The 20,328-nt window shown below is 33.8% G+C and carries 15 protein-coding genes; 3 read left to right on the forward strand and 12 right to left on the reverse strand.

Annotated elements, in window-relative coordinates:
- The first annotated feature begins 870 nt into the window (after positions 1–870).
- Positions 871–2,205 carry an exonuclease domain-containing protein gene (locus BMY96_RS14200; protein ID WP_092853348.1) on the forward strand — a complete coding sequence of 445 codons (1,335 nt, stop codon included), beginning with the start codon at positions 871–873 and terminating at the stop codon, positions 2,203–2,205.
- A gap of 9 nt (positions 2,206–2,214) precedes the next feature.
- On the opposite strand, the gene BMY96_RS14205 is transcribed toward BMY96_RS14200, so the two are convergent.
- Positions 2,215–5,175, reverse strand: a complete 2,961-nt coding sequence (locus BMY96_RS14205; protein WP_092853350.1) for a DNA polymerase III subunit alpha — start codon at positions 5,173–5,175, stop codon at positions 2,215–2,217.
- Positions 5,175–6,389 carry a DNA polymerase IV gene (dinB, locus tag BMY96_RS14210; RefSeq protein ID WP_092853352.1) on the reverse strand — a complete coding sequence of 405 codons (1,215 nt, stop codon included), beginning with the start codon at positions 6,387–6,389 and terminating at the stop codon, positions 5,175–5,177. The genes BMY96_RS14205 and dinB overlap by 1 nt, the downstream gene beginning before the upstream one ends.
- A gap of 52 nt (positions 6,390–6,441) precedes the next feature.
- On the opposite strand from dinB, the gene BMY96_RS14215 reads away from it, so the two are divergent.
- On the forward strand, positions 6,442–7,218 hold the full coding sequence (locus tag BMY96_RS14215) for an XRE family transcriptional regulator (protein WP_092853354.1): 777 nt from the start codon (positions 6,442–6,444) through the stop codon (positions 7,216–7,218).
- Positions 7,219–7,316: 98 nt separating this feature from the next.
- Here the strand turns inward: BMY96_RS14215 and BMY96_RS14220 are convergent, their stop codons facing one another.
- The 10 genes from BMY96_RS14220 to BMY96_RS14265 form a co-directional block, all read right to left on the reverse strand.
- Positions 7,317–7,745 carry a GNAT family N-acetyltransferase gene (locus tag BMY96_RS14220; protein ID WP_092853356.1) on the reverse strand — a complete coding sequence of 143 codons (429 nt, stop codon included), beginning with the start codon at positions 7,743–7,745 and terminating at the stop codon, positions 7,317–7,319.
- 57 nt (positions 7,746–7,802) lie between these two features.
- Complete coding sequence (locus tag BMY96_RS14225; RefSeq protein WP_092853358.1) at positions 7,803–9,758, reverse strand: protein-disulfide reductase DsbD family protein; 1,956 nt, start codon at positions 9,756–9,758, stop codon at positions 7,803–7,805.
- Positions 9,759–10,127: 369 nt separating this feature from the next.
- Positions 10,128–10,952: a universal stress protein gene (locus BMY96_RS14230; RefSeq protein ID WP_092853360.1), complete on the reverse strand. Its 825-nt coding sequence runs from the start codon at positions 10,950–10,952 to the stop codon at positions 10,128–10,130.
- A 9-nt stretch (positions 10,953–10,961) separates the two neighbouring features.
- Positions 10,962–11,351: a hypothetical protein gene (locus tag BMY96_RS14235; protein WP_139205266.1), complete on the reverse strand. Its 390-nt coding sequence runs from the start codon at positions 11,349–11,351 to the stop codon at positions 10,962–10,964.
- 9 nt (positions 11,352–11,360) lie between these two features.
- Positions 11,361–11,780 (reverse strand): hypothetical protein, encoded by a 420-nt coding sequence (locus BMY96_RS14240; RefSeq protein ID WP_092853364.1) that lies wholly within the window; start codon positions 11,778–11,780, stop codon positions 11,361–11,363.
- 10 nt (positions 11,781–11,790) lie between these two features.
- Complete coding sequence (locus BMY96_RS14245) at positions 11,791–12,210, reverse strand: GreA/GreB family elongation factor (protein WP_092853366.1); 420 nt, start codon at positions 12,208–12,210, stop codon at positions 11,791–11,793.
- Between the two features lie 92 nt (positions 12,211–12,302).
- Positions 12,303–12,665 (reverse strand): hypothetical protein, encoded by a 363-nt coding sequence (locus tag BMY96_RS14250; RefSeq protein WP_245750661.1) that lies wholly within the window; start codon positions 12,663–12,665, stop codon positions 12,303–12,305.
- A 263-nt stretch (positions 12,666–12,928) separates the two neighbouring features.
- Positions 12,929–14,257 (reverse strand): sigma-54-dependent transcriptional regulator, encoded by a 1,329-nt coding sequence (locus tag BMY96_RS14255; protein WP_092853368.1) that lies wholly within the window; start codon positions 14,255–14,257, stop codon positions 12,929–12,931.
- A 3-nt stretch (positions 14,258–14,260) separates the two neighbouring features.
- On the reverse strand, positions 14,261–15,355 hold the full coding sequence (locus BMY96_RS14260) for a sensor histidine kinase (RefSeq protein WP_092853370.1): 1,095 nt from the start codon (positions 15,353–15,355) through the stop codon (positions 14,261–14,263).
- Complete coding sequence (locus tag BMY96_RS14265) at positions 15,348–15,953, reverse strand: HPP family protein (protein ID WP_092853372.1); 606 nt, start codon at positions 15,951–15,953, stop codon at positions 15,348–15,350. Before BMY96_RS14265 ends, BMY96_RS14260 begins: the two co-directional genes overlap by 8 nt.
- Before the next feature lie 844 nt (positions 15,954–16,797).
- Between BMY96_RS14265 and BMY96_RS16045 the strand changes: the two genes are divergently transcribed.
- A partial coding sequence (locus tag BMY96_RS16045; protein WP_175473584.1) for a M14 family zinc carboxypeptidase occupies positions 16,798–20,328 on the forward strand: 3,531 nt, incomplete at its 3' end.

Consider the following 20,328-nt stretch of genomic DNA (forward strand, 5'->3'; position numbering starts at 1 on the left):
TCTTTACCCTCGAATTTAATGTTTCCTATGCCTTTAAAATACTCTGTATTTGCCATTCTGAAAATGTGTTTAATGGTTTAATTTTTTATTTGTTTTATAAATGTTAAATCAAATCATTTTTCTAAAATATAAACATTGATTTATGCTGTAAAGCTTAAATTTTTAAAAAAGCATTTTACTTTATAAAACACAAATAACACTATCTAATTTGTTTAAAAACACATTAGAAAACAGTCTTTTAAGACACAAAATTAGTTGTTTAATAAATAACACACATCCTGTACTGTGCTGACTTCCTGTTTAAACACAACATATAAAGAAAATTAACTCTCAAACTTAAAAGACAAAAAAAAAAGTACATTCCTTTTTCTAAGCTTTATCATAATTAGAAAATGCATCTATATAATACAACTACCTTTTATAAAAGGAAACAACATCGACACATGGGGAGTCTAGTACTTTAAAACTATTATTAATACACCTTAAAAAAACACTTAAAAGCGCCAAAATTAAGAAACTAGAACAATACGGTTGTGACTCTTTATATAACTTGCTAGTTACAAGTTTTGTGTAAAAAAACTATAATAAAACAATTTTAAAAGTACAAGCTTTATTTCTTTTAAAAAGAAATAAACGTTAGAACATCTCTATTCTTTGTCACCAAAAAACACCTTCGACTATAGAGCTTACACTATCTATTGGTTAGCACTCCCTACTTTTCACCTAATTAAAAACATAGAGCACATATCATTTCTTATTATTTTATTATTTATAGTTTAAGCCTTTAGCTTTATTTTGGGTTTTTAAAGTTTCTTGGTTTATAACCAACAATAAGTTTAATAACTTACACCCTTAATAAATTGCGCAAAAATTATGTACACCATTATAGATGTTGAAACTACGGGTCAAGGCAATAAACTTACCGAAATATCTATTTTTAAATTTGATGGAACTAAAATTATAGATGAATTTACATCTTTAATAAACCCAGAGGCCTATATTCCAGACTATATTACAGCATTAACGGGTATAGATAATGGTATGGTTGCCCATGCTCCTACTTTTACAGAGCTTGCCGAAGATATTATAAAAATTACCGAGAATACTATTTTTGTTGCACACAACGTAAACTTCGATTATAACGCCATTCGTAATGAATTTAAAGCGATTGGTATGGATTTTAACCGAAAAAAACTATGTACAGTTAGGCTTTCGCGGAAGTTGATTCCGGGGCATAAATCGTATAGTCTAGGTAAAATTTGTACCGATTTGGGCATACCTATTAATGGCAGGCACCGTGCTCGTGGTGATGCCGAAGCTACCGTTATTCTTTTTGAAATGTTACTAAAAGCTGAAAATGCCGAAACCGTTTTTAATAGCTTCCTTAAAAAATCGTCTAAAGAAGGGACTTTACCTCCACATTTACCAAGCGCCGTGTTTAACGCTATACCAAACAGCCCTGGTATTTATTATTTTAAAAACAAAAAAGGAAAAGTTATTTATGTAGGCAAAGCTAAAGATTTAAAAAAACGTGTGTTGGGGCATTTTTATAACAAATCGGAAAAAGAATTAAACCTTTGCCGAGAAACCGCCGATATTGATTTTGAATTATCGGGTAGCGAACTTATTGCTCTTTTAATGGAAGATGCCGCAATTAAACATTACTACCCCGAGTACAACCAAGCCTCGAAAAGAAAACCTAAAGCCTACGCCATTTTTAGTTTCGAGGACCGTAAAGGCATTACCCATTTAGCATACAATACTTTAAAAGCAACACCCAACCCTTTGCTTATTTTTTATAATATTACCGAGTGCCGACAGTTTTTAGAGCGTTTATGTATGCAGTTTGAGTTATGCCCTAAATACTGCCACCTACAAGAAGGCGTTAGCCAATGTTCGCATTTTGCAATTAAAACTTGTAAAGGTATTTGTTTTGATAACGAACCTGTTAACACATACAACCAACGTGTAAAAAACGCGATACAACACGCCATAGAAACGTCTCAAAACAAAGTGATTAAAGAAAAAGGGCGCCATCCAGAAGAAAATGCCTTTGTGCTTATTAAAAACGGTGTGTATTTAGGCTACGGCTTTGTTGAAAACACAGCGCAAATAACTAACGAAACAGAACTTGAAGCTTATTTAATACCACAACAAGATAATGCCGATGTTTGGCGCGTGCTAAGGAAACGATTACTGCTATAAATCTTATTTTTAAGTCTCAGCTCTAGGATCGGGTAATAACGATAGTTTTTTTGTCCATTGAATATCTACGCTGCAAAAACCAAACTCTTCTGATATTTTACCGCAACAGGCGTACACACCCAAACCGTTTATAGGATATTTTTCTACTACATTATAAAAATGTACGGTATCAAAATAATTACCTTCTTGATCTACAAACGTACAAAAGCGCATACGTTTGCCGTTGGATCCTTTATGAAACCTTGTGTTTACAAGTACACCATATAGCAATACTATTTTATTAACGTACAGATTCATGGTTTTGGCTTTAATATGATTATAAAAAGTATCGCTTACTAAATCGAAATAATTACAAAGCGGAAAACCGAGTAGTTCCATTTGATCATAAGCATCTTCAACCCAAGTGGTTTTTAAACTCGGTAAATTAAACTGTTTATGTTTTGGCTTAAATAGTTTTGATTGTGTTGTTTTAGCTTTATGGGCATTTAATTTAAAAATAGCCTGCCACAACAACTCGGTTTTAGGTTGTTTTGTAAACCTAAAAGCATCAATTCTAATAAGTATAGTTAACTGCTCGATGCTAATAGGTACTCTATCTATAAAATCGTCTAACGATTTAAAACGACCATTAAATTGCCGTTCTGTTAATAACCGTTTTATGGTTAGCATTTCTAAGCTTTTTAAGTAGCCAAAACCCAAATAAATAGTTTTGCCGCTTATAGTATTTGCATGTTCGCTTTTATTAATACAAGGTGCCTCAATAATACCACCACACATTCTTGCTTCGTGTATATAATGTTCGGGACTATAAAAGCCGCCTCCGTTATTTAAAACAGCCACCATAAACTCCAAAGGAAAATAACATTTAAGGTATAAACTTTGGTAACTTTCAACCGCGTAAGATGCCGAATGTCCTTTAGCAAAAGCATAACCCGCAAAACTTTTTATTTGATTCCAAACCTCGAAAGTAAGCGCATCTGGATAGCCTCTAGCTTTACAATTATTAATAAATTTTTCTTCTACGGCTGTAAATTCTGCTCTCGACCTAAATTTGCCACTCATACCACGCCTTAATACATCGGCTTCACCTAAATCTAAACCTGCAAATTTATTAGCTACTTTTAGCACATCTTCTTGATACACCATAATACCATAGGTTTCGGGCATAATTTCTAAAAGTATGGGGTTTGCTTCTTTGCGTTTTTCAGGATAACGTTGCCTAATAATAAACTCCTTTTTCATGCCCGAACCAGAAACACCTGGTCGTATTATAGAGCTAGCCGCAACCAAACCAATATAATCTTGGGTTTGCAGTTTTTGCATTAAACCACGCATTGCTGGAGATTCTACATAATATGCGCCAATGGCTTTACCCTGTTTTAAAAGCGCATTAATATTAGGATCGTTTTTAAATTTTTCAACCTGGGTAATATCTATAGATGGCAATTCTGGTCTGTTATATTTTACAATATCTATGGTGTCTTTAATTTTTGCCAAACCTCGTTGTCCTAAAATATCGAATTTAAAAACGCCAACATCTTCGGCAATAATCATATCAAACTGTACCGTTGGAAAACCTTTTGGCGGCAAATTGGTAGCCGAATAATAATGTATGGGTTTATCTAAAATTAACACACCACAAGAGTGCACACTTAAATGATTGGGAAACCCTTTTATTAAATCGCCATATTTTAAAACAAGCTGCGAAATGTCATCTAATTTATTCTGCCCGTGTTTATCTGCACTTAGCTTATCAATTTCTTCTTTTGGCAGTCCAAATACCTTTCCTAACTCTCTAACTACCGCTCTATACTTAAACGTGTTATAGGTTGCTAATAGCGATACGTTTTTAAATCGTTTAAAAATATAATTGGTAACATCTTCGCGCTCTTTCCACGAAAAATCAATATCAAAATCTGGTGGCGATGCTCGAAATGGATTTATAAATCGCTCGAAATATAAGTCTAATTCTATGGGGTCCACATCGGTTATTCCTATAATATAAGCTACAATACTATTAGCGCCACTACCTCGCCCTACATGCACATAGCCTTTACTTTTTGAGTAGCTAACAATATCGTAATTAATTAAAAAGTAAGACACAAAATCCATTTGCCTTATCGTTTTTAATTCTGTTTCTAACCTGGTTTTTACTTTAGCATCTGGTTTACTATAGCGTTTATGCAAATTATCGTTACAGAGTTTTACTAAAAACTGATAATCTTCTTCTTTCGAGTTAAGATATATACTTTGGTTTTGAGACACGCGATCTTTTCCAAAGGCAAAATTAATATGGCAGCTATCTAATAGTTTTTCTGTATTTGAAATGATATGCGGATATTCCGTATATAGGTTTCGCAAATCGTTTTCACTAAGCATAACATCGTGTTCGCCACACTCTTCGGTTTTTTGTAACTTACTTAAAAGTGTATTATTATCTATGGCACGCAATAAACGATGCGCATTAAAATCGCGTTTATTTCTTATGGTAACTTGCTGCTGAATGACTAATTTATTGGTGTACGACTTATAATTTGAAAACGGCAATTTTTTAAGTTCGGCCACCGAAACACCAATAAACTCATTATCCTGAAACTCTTCTTTTTCTAGTTGCATAACGCGCTCCAAAGGATAAATAAAATAAGTATCCTTTAAAACAGGAGCTAGTTCTGGCAACTCCATTTTACTATGCTCATACCCCGACAAAAAGCTATTTAATTCTTGAAACCCTAAATTGGTACCTGCTAAACCCACATACAATTGCTTAGCGCCATTTCTAAAATCGATACCAATTACAGGTTTTATGTTAAACGCTTGAGATTGCCTAACAAAATTTAAACATGCCGATGTATTATTAATATCTGTTAATGCCAATGTAGTAACACCGTTTTCTTTAGCGAGTTTTAACAACTCGACTTCAGAGAATGTGCCATAGCGCAACGAATAATATGAATGACAATTGGTATACATTATTGTTTACGGTGCGCTAATATTATAGGCGGATCGCCATTAAATGGATTTTGAGAGCTTGCCACCGATTTAGCGCCAATAGATGCTGCTTTTTGAATACTTAAGGCGCCATAACGACCACGAATAGTATCTAGAGCATTATAAAGACTAAGCATCTCTTCGGTGTCATCAAATAAATTAATTTGGTAATTACCACTAACCAAATTGCTCATTTTTACACCAACAAGACGAATTAACAAACGCCGTTGGTATAGTTTATTAAACAACTCTAATACTCTAGGAATAATAACATGGTCGGCACTGGTATAAGGAATATTAACCTGCTTAGAATAGGTGTTAAAATCCGAATATCTAATTTTAACGCTAATACATGCAGCCAACTTATTGCCTTGTCGTAATTGGTATGCTAGGTTTTCGGCCATAGCAAAAATGGTGGTGCGCAGCTTAACCATATCAATAGTATCTTTAGTAAAGGTGCGCTCTATAGATATCGATTTTCGCTCATGGTAAGGAATTAAAGGAGGGTTATCTATACCATGAGCGCGTTTCCAGATGGTAACACCATTTACACCTAATACACTGCGTAACATCTCTACAGGCATTTGCTGTATAACACGTACTTTATCAATACCCAAGTTTCGCAGAATTTGATACGTTTTATCGCCTACCGATGGTATTTTTTTTATAGATAATGGTGCTAAAAATGATTTTTCAAAACCATGGTCTATTCGTAATTGATTGTTGGGCTTAGCTTCTCCTGTAGCTACTTTCGATACTATTTTATTAGCCGATAAGCCAAACGAAATAGGCAAACCGGTTTCTTTTATAATGGTGTGTCTTAATTCTGAAGCATATTTGTAACTCCCAAAAAACTTATCCATACCACTTAAATCGGCATAAAACTCATCGATACTCGCTTTTTCAAAAACAGGTGCTTTTTCTTTAATTATTTCGGTAACCAAATGCGAATGCTTGGTGTAAATTGATGAGTTACCACGTATTACAACTGCCTCCGGACACAAACGTTTTGCCATACGCATAGGCATACCAGAATGCACTCCAAAACGCCTAGTTTCGTAACTGCATGCTGCCACCACACCTCTATCGCCTGTACCACCAACTAATAACGGGCGTTTTTGTAATCGGCTATCAATTAGGCGTTCGCATGACACAAAAAAGGTGTCTAAATCCAGATGTAAAATATTTTTTTTCACACCACAAAATTAACTACATATTTAAGTAATTATTGCTTATATTTGTAGTATTATGAGTTTTATATCAAAAAACATTAAACATTTAAGAGGGCTTAAAAAGCTATCTCAAGAAGGCCTTTCGGAAGAGTTAAAGGTTAGTCGTTCGCGTATAGGTTCTTACGAAGAAAGCCGTTCGGCACCAACTATAGAGTTTCTAATTAAATTATCAGATTATTTTAAAATACCTATTGATATTTTACTAAGAAATGATTTAACTAAAGCCAAAGACTTTTCGTTTATAGAATTAAATAACCAGCGTGTTTTATTCCCAATAGCTGTTGATAGCGACAATGAAAACCTAATAGAAGTTGTTCCTGTAAAAGCATCGGCGGGATATTTATCTGGTTATGATGATCCTGAGTATATTGAACAACTTCAAAAAATAAAACTGCCTTTTTTACCTACAGGAAAACACCGTGCATTTCCTATTAAAGGCGACTCTATGTTACCCATGAAAGATGGCTCGTTTGTTATTGGCCGTTTTGTTGAAAACAGAAGTGAAATACAAAGCGGGAAAACCTACGTGCTTGTTACTTTAAATGACGGTATGGTTTACAAACGCGTTATAAACAACATTGATTTTAACGGCGAGTTATTTTTAATATCAGACAACAAAACCTATAATGGCTATAGCGTACCTATTAATGAGGTTCTAGAAATTTGGGAGTTTACTTGTAGTATTAACACTCAAGAATACACCGAAGAAGAATTAAAAATAAGCAGTATTTTAGGTATGTTTAATGAATTGGGAGTCGAGCTAAAAGCGCTTGAGAAAAGTTTAAAACAATAGCCTAATTAGAACAAAGATCGCTTCGCTTTTAGAATTAAGAACCAAGACTTAGTGCTGTTATAAAACATAGTTTACCACAACAACATTGGTTTTTAAAACTAACGCTTTGTTAATCTATACACATTGGTTTCTCTTTTTACAAAACCTATTTTTTGGTATAATTTATTGGCTGCTACACGCTCTGGACTAGATGTTAAATTAACACTATTTATATTTTTATCGAACGTATAATCTATAGCAAATTCGGTTAATGCCTTACCAACACCTTTACCTCTTGCTGCACTATCTACAACAACATCTTCAATCCAAACCTTATTTCCTGTTGGAATTTTAGTAAATACTAAGGTTAATGTACCTAATATTTCACCCTCCTCTTCGGCAACAAAAAGCACCGTGTTTTTAGATTTAATAATAGCCTTTAAATCTTCTTTTTCTGGTAAAACGCAACTTGAAGAAAGTTGGGGTATTAAGCTTTTAAAGGCATTAAGAATTTTATCGGTTACTGTTACTAGCTCATAAATTTCCATAGCTATAAAATTTAGATTTACTTAATTACTAGAAAACGCATTTAAAACTAAAATATTCTACTTTTTAAAGTTAGAAATACCTGTTTCTAGCCATTTATTATACACCTTAGCATCTGGAGTATATGCCACAGGATCTATTAAATTATTTTCAGAATGATCCATTAACACATAAAATGGTTGCGAATTCGTTTTATATTTAATGGTTTGCAATTCACTCCATTTCTGACCAATATATTTTAGTTTTTTCCCTGGTTTTATTTTAGACTCCACAACATCATCGGCACCCAACTGTCTCTTATCATCTACATAAAGCGAAATAAGAACCACATCGTTTTTCAACTTTTCTAAAACATTAGGCTTTACCCAAACATTTTGTTCCATTTTTCGGCAATTTACACAAGCATGACCCGTAAAATCAATCATAACCGGCTTTCCTACTTTTTTAGCATAAGCCAAACCTTTATCGTAATCGTTAAACGCTAAAATATTATGCGGTGGCATGAGGTGGGCACCATCAGGAATATCGCCATGAGCACCGGCAGACGCTCCACCAACACCGTAAGGCGACTCGCTATAATGCTGTGGTGGTGGAAATGCACTTATTAAATTAAGCGGCGCACCCCAAAGCCCAGGAATCATATAAATAGTAAATGCTAAAACAATAAGTCCTAAACTTAAACGCCCTACCGAAATATGCGATAATGGCGAATCGTGCGGTAGCTGTATTTTACCAAAAAGGTAAAATGCTAAAGCTCCAAATATGGCAATCCAAATGGCTATAAACACTTCGCGCTCCAACCAATGTAATTGTAAAACTAAATCGGCATTGGATAAAAATTTAAACGCTAATGCCAATTCTAAAAACCCTAAAACCACTTTTACCGTATTTAACCAACCACCAGATTTTGGTAACGAGTTTAACCAACCCGGAAAGGCTGCAAATAAGGCAAAAGGCAAAGCTATAGCTAACGAAAAACCAAGCATACCTACAATTGGTCCTATTTGGCTTCCGCCAGAAGCAGCTTCAACCAGCAAAGTACCTACAATTGGTCCTGTGCACGAAAAAGACACGATAGCTAAGGCCAATGCCATAAAAAAGATGCCAATTAAGCCACCTCTATCTGCTTGAGAATCCACTTTATTAGCCCAAGAATTTGGCAACATAATTTCGAAGGCTCCTAAAAATGACACAGCAAATATTATTAATAAAACAAAGAAAATAATATTAAACCAAACGTTGGTAGATAAGGCATTTAGTGCATCGGCACCAAAAATTAAACTTACCAATATGCCTAGTAACACATAAATTGCAATAATTGAAATACCATAAATAATAGCATTTCTAATACCTACTGCTTTATTTTTACTTTGCTTTGTAAAAAAGCTCACCGTCATAGGAATCATAGGAAAAACACATGGCGTTAATAAGGCTGCAAATCCCGAAAGAAACGCAATAAAAAAGATAGACCAAATGCCTTTTTCTGAACTAGAATCGATTGCTTGAGACACCTCTTTTTGTACCTTTTCGGTAGTGTTGGCAGTAAGAGTATCTACTCCTGCGGTAGCTTCGGAAAGCTTAAATTCTAAATCGACCTCGGTTGGTGGTAAACATCGTGCATCATCACAAACCATAAACTCTACAAAAGCTTGCACTGTTGAAACATCTCCTTTTACATTAATTTTTTGTTTGAAGATTGCCGTGTTTTCAAAAAACTTAATAGTCATTTCGAAAACAGGATCGTTAACGGTATGTCCTTTTCCTTCTGAGGTGTTACCTATTAACTGAATTTGCCCTTCGCTATCATCAAAAGTAAATGTTGTTGGTATCGGACCATCTTGTGGTACGTTTTGCGAATATAAATGCCAACCAGAATCTATAGTTGCTTTCGATATTAACACATATTCTGTATCTGCTATTTTTTCGACCGAAGTAGACCATTTTACTGGTTCTAAAACTTGCGAACGCCCTACAAAGACAGTTAATAGTGCGAAAAATAAAAATAGGTTCCTCATTATTTAATTTATCATTATTTAACTTTAGAATTGAATTTTACTTCAAAACCATAAAATTACAAATTGTAAATGTACCAATTGTAACATTGTTTACACTTCTTTTCAGATTCAATTTGGAAACTATAGTCTCTAAATAGGCTTTAAACTAACACTACAACGGAGATTTTTACAACGCATTACTACAACATAACTTAATCGCTAATCCACAATTAGTAGCCAGTTTAGTTAGAGCCATAAAAAATAAAACACCCAAGACTCAACCTCTTGGGTGCTTTCTTGAAACATAACATAAGAATCAAGTTTCAATACAACTAAAAAAAATTAACTAAATTTATTCACTCCTATAAATACCAATACCTCATATTTGGATTATTGGTGAATGGCTAAAACAGGATTTTTACTTATTTTCTCTAAAACCGAAATAGCCTTAGATTGTGTTAACCCAATTTTACGTAGTAAACCAGGTTTTTTATCTGTTATGCACATAATACTATTAAGGTGTGTTATGGCATAATCCTTTAAACTTCTTGAGGCTTTCATATACTCTACTTGAACTGCGCTGTTGGGAAACTTCTCTAGGTGACTAACAAACTGTTTTAAGTTGTTTTTTACCTCGGCCGTTGCGGTTTCTTCTTTCTCTAAAACCAAAATATTTATATCGCAATTAGTATTACTTAAAATATTTAAAAATGCATCTACCTCTATTGTTCTAAGCACTTGCTTAAAAGTTGACGTTATGGTTAAATTTAATTTTTTATAAATTGATGCGGCCGATGGTACTATTAAAATGGGGCATGCTCTTACCTTATCAATTATTACCTTAACTTGTTTACTAACTATAATTTCGCCCTTAAGTACAATTAAATCTATACCTATTTCTTTAACTTGTTTTTCAAGACCTTCAACCAAACTAGCATACTCAGAAATAACATGATAGCTATGTTTTATGTTACCCTTGTCGCCTGTAAACCGCTCTAACAACTCACCTAAATGCTGCAAAGACTCTTCTTTAGGTTTCTCAAACCAATCATCTTCAGCCTGAAGCATTTCGATAGCACTTAAACCATTTGAATCGTACAAATAGGTATTTAAAAAATAAAAAGCACATGTTTCATTTTTAAAGAGTTTCATAGTATAATCAATAACTTGACAACTATTTTTAGAGAAATCTGTTGGAATTAAAATCTTTTTCATGGCTTTAAATTATTTACGTTGATATTGCATCAACAATTTATAAATGTGTTTTTTAAACGCGTTGTATTCCTCTATTAAAAGCCTGTACTGCTCACGTTTCTTTTCGTGCACTTTGGCACGAGTAGCATCGTAATCTGTTTTTCCATATTCCCATTCGTCTTTTAATTCCTGATTGTATTTACATAATAAAGCCATGCTTAAAACATTTTTGCGCCGCAATGCTTTAATTAAGTTAGACACCGAAGCATTATGTATAAGCTGTTTTTCTAAAATGTGGCAACTATCTAGTTCATTATTAAATTCCTCTAAAGTATACATCCACAGATTTAATTCTTTTAAATCTTTTTGGATACAAAGTCGCCTTTGATTATCTATTTTATGTAATAAAACGGAGCTCAAAATTTGGCCTTAAGTTGGTTTTAAAAGTGAAAACTCGTCGTGTATTTCTTTAAAAAATTCGTCTTTCACCCTTCTGTATTTGTCTAAATGATAGAGATAACTGCGGCGGTAAGTTTCGTGTTCTGTTATATATGCCATATCGCATTGCATATCATCGCATTCTATTATTTTACTTCGCTTTACAGCATATCCGTTTAGCGCATCTAGTAGTTTTTTATTTTCCGCTTGTTTTTTAACTAATCGATTTAAAATACGATCGCCATCTAACTTTTCGTTTAACCGTATGCCATATATTCCAATAAGATTAGTAAGTTCTTTTTCTATGTAGGTTAAATGATTAATCCAGTTATCCAATTCCATAGTATTAATCTTGTGTGCTATATCCACATCAGAATCATCTTTAAATATTTTTTCTCTTTCTATTTTCATAATATAGATCTTAGATAACTGGATTTAAATTTTTAGAACGCTCTTCTTGCTCTACTTTTACAATTTTTAGTTTTTGCCTTCCGGTGGGAAAATCCCATACAATAATATCGCCTTCGGAATAGCCTAGTAAAGCTGCTCCCATGGTTGCTAAAACCGATATTTTATTTTGGGCTACATCTTTATGCTTTGGGGCCACGACCTGAAATGTTTTTTCTAGCCCGTTATTAAAAACTAATGTAACTCTACTGTTTAAGCGAATAACATCCATTGGCATTTCGGCATCGTCAATAATATGTGCTTCCTTAAGTTCTTCACTAAGTTTTTGCAATGATTTTTTGGTTTCAAAATCGCATGAATATCTAGTGATATTAAGAATCTGCTTTACATAAACAAACTCTTTTTTCTCTAATATTAAACTGCCGTACCTCATCTTTAAAAAAAATTAACAAACACATACTTGCCTTGTAAAAGTCCCCAAAACCTAAAAGTTTTGGGGATTTTAGAGCTTCATCCTATTATAACTTATAATTTAATTTCGTTTGCAGCTAAGGCCTCTTCAAAATTAATTGTAACCGTACTTACTGTATTAAAAAAACGTTTACCATCTTTACGTTTTACGTCTATTTTAGTAACTCCATTTTCGGTATTACCAACATTAGTTACAACAACTTCTTCTCCTAAAGCGCCTTTATAATTGGCAATTCCGCCTCTTTTAATAATAAAATTAGCTCTTGGAAATTTAATATGTTTATACTTTGCTGTAGAAGGGCTACCTATTTCAATAACATCCCCTTTTTTAACTGCCACGGATTTGCTGTTAACATCCTGGGCATTCATAGTTAAAACACCTAAACTAATAACTGTTGCTAAAACATACTTTCTCATAAATAACTTGTTTTTAAAAATTAGACTTTAATTAAATTAATGCTAGCCTAAAAAGGTTTTTAACTATTGTACTAAAACCTTTTTTACACTAACCAAACTTTAATACTAAGGGCAATTGGTGTGCCCAAAAACAAATTAAAAATGAACTAAAACGAAAAACCCTTTATTTAAAAGGGTTCACAGAGCATTACAAGCCGTAACTTAAAAAACAATAGTGGTACAAAATTTCCCGATTGAAGAAAATTGTACCACCACTAAAACTGTTAGTTAGATAGTTTTTGACGCAGTGTTTTCCTATCTATTTGAAGAATTTTTGCAGCCTTGGTTTTATTATTTCCGGCGGCACGAAGTACTTTTTCTATGTATTTTTTCTCAACGACTTTTAACGGCTCTAAAGTGTCGTCTGAAAACTCTAAGGTATATTTAATATGCTCGGGTAAATGCTCGACAGCAATAAGCTTATCGCACATAATTACTGCCCGCTGTATAATGTTTTCCAGTTCCCTAATATTCCCTGGCCAGTTATAACGCTTTAAAACCTCTAAGGCATCGGGGGTAATTTTAACAAAACGGTCTTTATATTCTACACCGTATTTAAACAAGAATTTATCGACTAGCAAAGGTATATCTTCCTTACGCTCTTGTAATGGCGCAATATTAATTTCTATAACGGTTAGCCTGTAAAATAGATCTTCTCTAAAGGTCTGGTTACTAATCATTTCTCGTAAATCGCTATTTGTGGCAGCAATAATTCGAATATCTATTTTCTCTGGCTTTTGCGCGCCTACTTTAACCACTTCTTTTTCTTGTAAAACACGCAAAAGTCTGGCTTGTACTGCTAAGGATGCATTTCCTATTTCATCTAAAAAAATGGTTCCACCGTTAGCCGCCTGAAAAAACCCATTTCTATTGGCATCTGCTCCTGTAAACGCCCCTTTTAAATAACCAAACAATTCGGCTTCTAGCAAGTTTTCGGGTATGGCACCGCAGTTTACAGCAATAAATGGAGCTCTAGCAAATTTGCCCTGATAATGTATAGCACGCGCCACTAGCTCTTTACCTGTACCACTTTCCCCTTTAATTAATACCGTAGCCTTGTTATTTTTAATGCGTTCAATAATTTGAATGACATCATTTATTTTTTCTGAATTACCAATAATTTCGCCATAAGCTTTGTTTTTTTCTTGTGAAGGCACAATAGCTTTATCTCGTTTTTCTTCGGTGATTGATAAAGAATTATCTATAGCCTCCTTAAGCTCATTTTTGGTGAATGGTTTGGTAAGATAATCGACCGCTCCAGATTTAATTACCGAAAGGGAATCTTGAACCGATGGATAGCCGGTAACCACCAATTTTGGTAACTTAGGGTAATGCTCTGAAACAAATTTTATAAGCTCGAAACCATCAATTTCGGGCATTTTTAAATCGGTAATAAGTAAATCTATTTTAGTGTCGCGTAAAATAGCAACCGCTTCTTTTACCGAAACCGCTTTATAAGAATGATAATTCCAGGATTGTAAATGACGCTGTAATAATTCTAAAATATCGATATCATCATCTACAATAAGTATGTTCTCTTTTCGTAATTGCATAATTTAAATTTTTGGTAAGGCCACTGTAAACACCGCACCTTTATCTGGATTATTTTCTGCTATTATAGAGCCTTTATGCGATGCAACTATACCATGCACGACACTTAAACCTAGACCAGAACCATCTTCCATTGGTTTGGTTGTAAAAAAGGGTTGAAATATTTTTTCTAAATCGTCTGGTGTAAGTCCTTTGCCTTCATCGGAAATCTTTAAAACCACATTGGTTTTATTTTGAAACGCTTCAATAGTTACTACCCCTTCTTTTGGCGAAAAATAAATAGCATTAATTAACAAATTAAAAATTATTTGTGTAAGCTGAATTGGATCTGCTTTTAGCCATAATTCTTCCTCACTAATTTTAATAACATACTTAACGTTTTCTTTTCTGAAAGTTGCATCTAGTAAGTTGATGGCACTCGTTATATTGGGCACCAAGTTAACCTGCTTTTTTTCTTGAGGCATTTTACAAGAAAAGAACAATAGTTTTTTTAAAACTTCTCTTGAAAAAATGGCATTATCAATAATTTTGTTTAAATCCGAAGCTATTTTTTTATCAGCTTCCAAATCCGATTTCAATAACTCTGCAAACCCTAATATATTTGCCAAAGGCGTATTAAGCTCATGAGCAATTCCCGCCGTAATTTCACCTAATATACTTAAACGATCGGCATGTTCCATTTGCCGTTTTAATGAAGCTTCGCTTTTTTGAATTTCGATGCGTTCTAGTAAATTCCCGACCTTTAATGCCACATTATCGAGTAATTGCTGCTCTTCCTTTAAAAAATCGTCTTGGGTTAAATGGGCTCCGCTTAAACTTGCTATTATTTTACCTTTTGGCTCGTTAAAAACCCGAATATTAGATTCAATTTTAGGATCTGTTTCTATAATGGGACTAGTGTTAATAACTAATGTGCCGTTACTTAGCTCTATGTTAGTTGCCTCTGGATATAAAAAGGCCTTTTTTAAACTAAAAGCAAATGCTTTTAAGACATTTTCTATAGACTCCAGTTCTGCACCTTCTATAATAGAAGATATCTCATAAAGGCATGTTAGCTCCTTTATACGCTCTTTTAATGCATCTTCAGTTTCTTTACTCATTTCTTTTTTTAGTTCTAAAAACTCGTGTTAATCTGCTATTTGTTGGGTAGCTTCTATATTGTGTTAAATTATTAAAAATAAGTGCTACAACAAATAATATTATGGTTCCGCTTAAAACTGGGGTTAATACATATAAATATCCCAAAGCTGTTATTTTTTCTGTACCTATAACAGCAATAAGCGCTGTTGCACCTCCAGGAGGATGTAAGGTACGGGTTACTTGCATTACTACAATAGATAAGGCTACTGCTAATGGTGCCGACAACCAAATTACATTGGGCAAATATTTATAAACCGAAACACCTATTATAGCAGATAGTAATTGACCTCCAATAAGATTTCGAGGTTGAGCTAGTGGACTCTGAATGGCACCAAACACCAAAACACTAGTAGCACCAAAAGAACCAATTAAAAGGATATTTTCTAACCTCGTAAACTGTTGAGATTGAATAAAAGCAATAAAACCTATACCAATAAACGCCCCTAAAAAAGACCAAAATTGCTCGCGAATATCAAGAGCTGTTTCCTTATAAACGACATATTTTGTGATTCTTAAATTCCGATTTGCCTTTTCTACAATTGCCTTTCTTTTACTCATTGTTGTTTTCTGAAAGTTTTATTTTTAAAGTGATTATACCATTTTACAAAACACAGATATACATAAAATCAAAGCTTATGCCCAATTTGAAGCTCATTTCTATTTATTATTAGACCCCGCGATTCCAAATGCTTAACGAATAAATAAAAATTTAGGCAAAATAATATTTTGAGACTTATTTACCCAATCGGGTAATTATTACCCAATTCACCAATTAAAACCCGGTTAAAAGAGAAAGCCAATAAATCTAAAACAATACTTTTCCATAATGCTATTTTTAAATTCTTAAACGGCTTTTTCTTCATGTCTACTACCTACACGAAAACCTTACCACGCTTATTTATACAGATCATAATAAATGAAAATACAAATGAGAAATTAATTTCGGAAACACCTATTATTTTAATATCTACCTCTCCACTACCACTGGCATCGATAGTCACACCTTGTAACTTAGGTAAAATGTACAACCAACAGTGGCTATGATAGTTGGGAACATTAAAGACATACAAAATGAGATACTCACAACACTATATAAAACTACTATACCTTCAATAAACATAGCACTAGCCAAACAAGCACCCGTTAAAGATTCTTATTCTGATCTATAGTGATATAAATTCAAAATACAGCAATTATTAAATCAAAACACGCCCGTTTTATCCATTTATAAAGAGATTACAAATCATGCATTCAATTTTAATAATTCATGCCATAAGAGTAGCAATTTATTCCTCGAATTGAACAAAAAAATGTATTTCATCGATTTTTTTAGCATTTCATGGATGATAATTCAATTATTATCCTATATTCGCCCCATAAATTCATTCAATCCCTAAATCTGATGAAAAAAATTACTTTGCTATGTGCTATTCTATTATTATTGGCACAACTTACATTCTCTCAAAACATAATTGCTAAAAGAGTAAAAATTAGCAATCCAACTAGAGCCGAACTAATAAAGATTAAAGAAACAGGTATAGACCTTACGTGTGGTGCTTTATATATAGATAATAATGTAATTTTAGAAATAGGTGAATACGAATTAAATGCCTTAACTGAAAAAGGAATATCCTATACCGTTCTTGTTGATGATTTAATGGAAGAGGCTAAAAGGCGATCTGAAACTGAATTACCTTTAGCTAAGGCACAGTTAAAAGAAATGAAGGCCAAGACTAAAGCTAGAAAGTCTTTAAGTACTAAATCGACCTCCATTAACAACTTTATACAATATGAAGGCGAAAGTGAAGTAGATTGGGCTGTACCCCAAAATTTCAATTTAGGAAGTATGCTAGGTTGTTTAACCTATAATGAAGTATTGGCAGAGCTTGATCAAATGAGAGCTTTATACCCCAACCTAATTTCTGTAAAAACCGATGCCTCTCCAGGTGCGGTTACTCACGGAAATTCTTACACCAATAATGGTGTTTATGATAAGTGGGAAGGACAACCTATTTATTATGTAAGGATATCAGACAACCCGGATACCGACGAAAGTAATGAACCAGAATCTTTATATTCTGGAATGACGCATTCTAGAGAAGTTTCTAGTATGATGAATTTAATTTATTACATGTGGTATATATTAGAAAATTATGACTCTGATCCAGGAATTAAAAATTTAGTGGACAACCATGAAATGTATTTTATTCCTGTTGCTAACCCAGACGGATTAATGTGGAACGAACAAACCTCGCCTAATGGGAATGGTTTACAACGTAAAAACCTTGGACCTTACAACACAGGTGATCACCAATCAAGAGGTGTTGATTTAAATAGAAACTACAACTATTTTTGGGGTGGACATGATGATTATGCAAAAGGTACTACAGGTTCTTCTCCCAATTCTCCTGACCAAACTTATCGTGGACCATCTGCTTTTTCTGAACCTGAAACACAAATTGTAAGAAACTTTTCCGCTACCAGAGAGTTTAAAACAGCTATGAATCATCATGCTAGTTCTAACTTAATTCCTCATGCTTATAACGGATATCCAGACTCTCCAGGATCTGGTAGAGAGGCTGAATATCATAAATTTTGTCATGATATGACAAGATATAACAGATATATTTATGGTGAAGCTCCAGATATTCTTACCATTGCTAATGGTGATATGAGTGATTGGATGTTAGGAGGTGCTACCGATTTAAACGGTTCTAACGGTTCGGGTCAAGGTATTTTAGCCCTTGCTCCAGAAAATGGCTCGTGGGTAGGCAGCGATAACGAAGGTGGATTTTGGCCTAGTGCAACTAAAATAGTTGAAATTGCACAACGTGCAGTAAGAATGAATTTGGTTAACGCTTATCATAGTGGTAAATTTGCTCAGTTTCACGATTTAAATCCAAGTAACATTGCAGCAACATCGGGTAACTTGGAATTTGGACTGGAGTATTTAGGACAAACTTTAGGAGACATTACACTTAATGTAACCCCTGTTTCTTCAAACATTACTTCTATTACCCCACCAGCAACACAATCCGGATGGAGTAAATTAGAACAACGTACTGTTACTGCAGCTTACACCTTAGATGCGGGAATTCAACCAAATGATAAAATTGAATTTCAAATTTCTGTTACTAATGATGATGGCTACCTTATGTATAGAGCCAATATTGTTAAGTATTTTAACCCCACAATATTAACACAAGATAATCCGGATGTTACTGGTATTTCTAAATGGACAAGTTCTGGTGGTGCTTGGGGAACTATTAACACTACAGATGTTTTTAATAATTCAACAGCAGCAATTACAGATTCACCTTCGGGCTCTTATTCTAACAATCAAAATAAAACCTTAACATATAATACCTCGGTTGATTTATCTACTTCATCAAGCGCAGTAGTACAATTTTATGCTAAATGGGATTTGGAACGTAATTTCGATTATGTCCAAATTCAAGGTTCTACAAATGGATCTACTTGGATTCCTTTAAATGGAAAATATACAAAACCAGGGTCTAGTATATCAACTAATCGATATAGTAGTGCCAATAGTTCTAACAACGGAACAGGAAAATCTACTGCCGACCAAAATAACCAACCTACTGGCGAATCTATTTACGATGCTGACACCATGGATAAATGGGTTATGGAAGAAATCCTTATTGATGCCACAGAAAATAGTGCTTTATTTGGCGCTAGCAATGTTCAATTTAGATTTTTACTTAATTCAGACAATTCAAATAGAGCTGATGGTTACCCAACAAATTTTGATGGTTTTACATTTGATGATTTTAAGGTTATTAGTTTTAACGATAATTTACCGCAAGCTATAACATTTGAACCTATTTCAGATAAGCTTACAATAAGCTCAGATTTTAATGTTTCAGCAACATCTAACTCAGGATTATCAATTACGTATACCATACTTTCTGGACCTGCAACAATAAGTGGCAATACGATTTCTCTTAATGGTACCGAAGGAACTGTTGTCGTAGAGGCAAGTCAGACAGGAAATGCTACTTATAATCCTGCTGAGAGTGTAACAAGATCATTTGAAATCACTGAAACTTATTGTGGTGAAGCTATAGTTAACACATTTCCTTTTAACGAAGGTTTCGAAAGTTATTTTACACTTTGGCTAGAAAATTCTAGTGATGACGATATAAACTGGACCCGAAAACTTAAAGAAAACGATGGAGATTCAACTCCATCAGGGGGTACAGGGCCATCAACTTCTTCCGAAGGGGACTACTTTATATTTACAGAAGCATCAGGTAATGGAACCGGTTTTCCAAATAAAGAAGCAATTTTAGAATCACCATGTTTTGATTTTTCAGGATATGAAAATGCACAATTAGAGTTTGATTTCCACATGTTCGGGGCAGACATGGGAAAATTATCTTTAGAGGTTAGTACAAATAACGGTGCATCTTATATTTCTTTATTTAGTAGAGATAAAACGACCAACGGTAATCAAACCGCTAACGCTAGTGCTTGGATTACAGAAACGATAGATTTATCGACCTATGATGGAGAAACTATAAAATTCCGTTTTATAGGATTGACTGGTGCGAATTTCACAAGTGACATGGCAATCGACAATATTAATATTACAGCAGATGTTGTTTCTGGATTTACACCAGTAGCATCTTGTCAAAATATAAATGCAACATTAGACGGAACAGGGAACGTAACAATTACAGCGTCTGATTTAAATGATGGAAGTAGTGTTGGTGATTTATCTATAGACATTTCTACTTTCACATGTGCAAATCTAGGAACAAATAATGTAACATTAACAGCTACAGACCCAAGTGATTCTGGTAATACAAATTCTTGTGTTGCAGTTGTAACAGTAACTGCTAATAAGCCTGCCGATGATGTTACTAATGAAACTATTTGTTCTGGTGAGTCTTACACGTGGAGTGCTAAC

It is taken from the genome of Algibacter pectinivorans (genome assembly GCF_900112595.1).
GTDB lineage: Bacteria > Bacteroidota > Bacteroidia > Flavobacteriales > Flavobacteriaceae > Algibacter_B > Algibacter_B pectinivorans.

Coding starts and splice junctions, on each gene's coding strand:
- BMY96_RS14205 (WP_092853350.1), bottom strand. CDS start 5,175: ATGTATACCAATTGTCATTCATATTATTCGTTGCGCTATGGCACATTC.
- BMY96_RS14215 (WP_092853354.1), top strand. CDS start 6,442: ATGAGTTTTATATCAAAAAACATTAAACATTTAAGAGGGCTTAAAAAG.
- BMY96_RS14220 (WP_092853356.1), bottom strand. CDS start 7,745: ATGGAAATTTATGAGCTAGTAACAGTAACCGATAAAATTCTTAATGCC.
- BMY96_RS14225 (WP_092853358.1), bottom strand. CDS start 9,758: ATGAGGAACCTATTTTTATTTTTCGCACTATTAACTGTCTTTGTAGGG.
- BMY96_RS14230 (WP_092853360.1), bottom strand. CDS start 10,952: ATGAAAAAGATTTTAATTCCAACAGATTTCTCTAAAAATAGTTGTCAA.
- BMY96_RS14240 (WP_092853364.1), bottom strand. CDS start 11,780: ATGAAAATAGAAAGAGAAAAAATATTTAAAGATGATTCTGATGTGGAT.
- BMY96_RS14245 (WP_092853366.1), bottom strand. CDS start 12,210: ATGAGGTACGGCAGTTTAATATTAGAGAAAAAAGAGTTTGTTTATGTA.
- BMY96_RS14250 (WP_245750661.1), bottom strand. CDS start 12,665: ATGAGAAAGTATGTTTTAGCAACAGTTATTAGTTTAGGTGTTTTAACT.
- BMY96_RS14255 (WP_092853368.1), bottom strand. CDS start 14,257: ATGCAATTACGAAAAGAGAACATACTTATTGTAGATGATGATATCGAT.
- BMY96_RS14260 (WP_092853370.1), bottom strand. CDS start 15,355: ATGAGTAAAGAAACTGAAGATGCATTAAAAGAGCGTATAAAGGAGCTA.
- BMY96_RS14265 (WP_092853372.1), bottom strand. CDS start 15,953: ATGAGTAAAAGAAAGGCAATTGTAGAAAAGGCAAATCGGAATTTAAGA.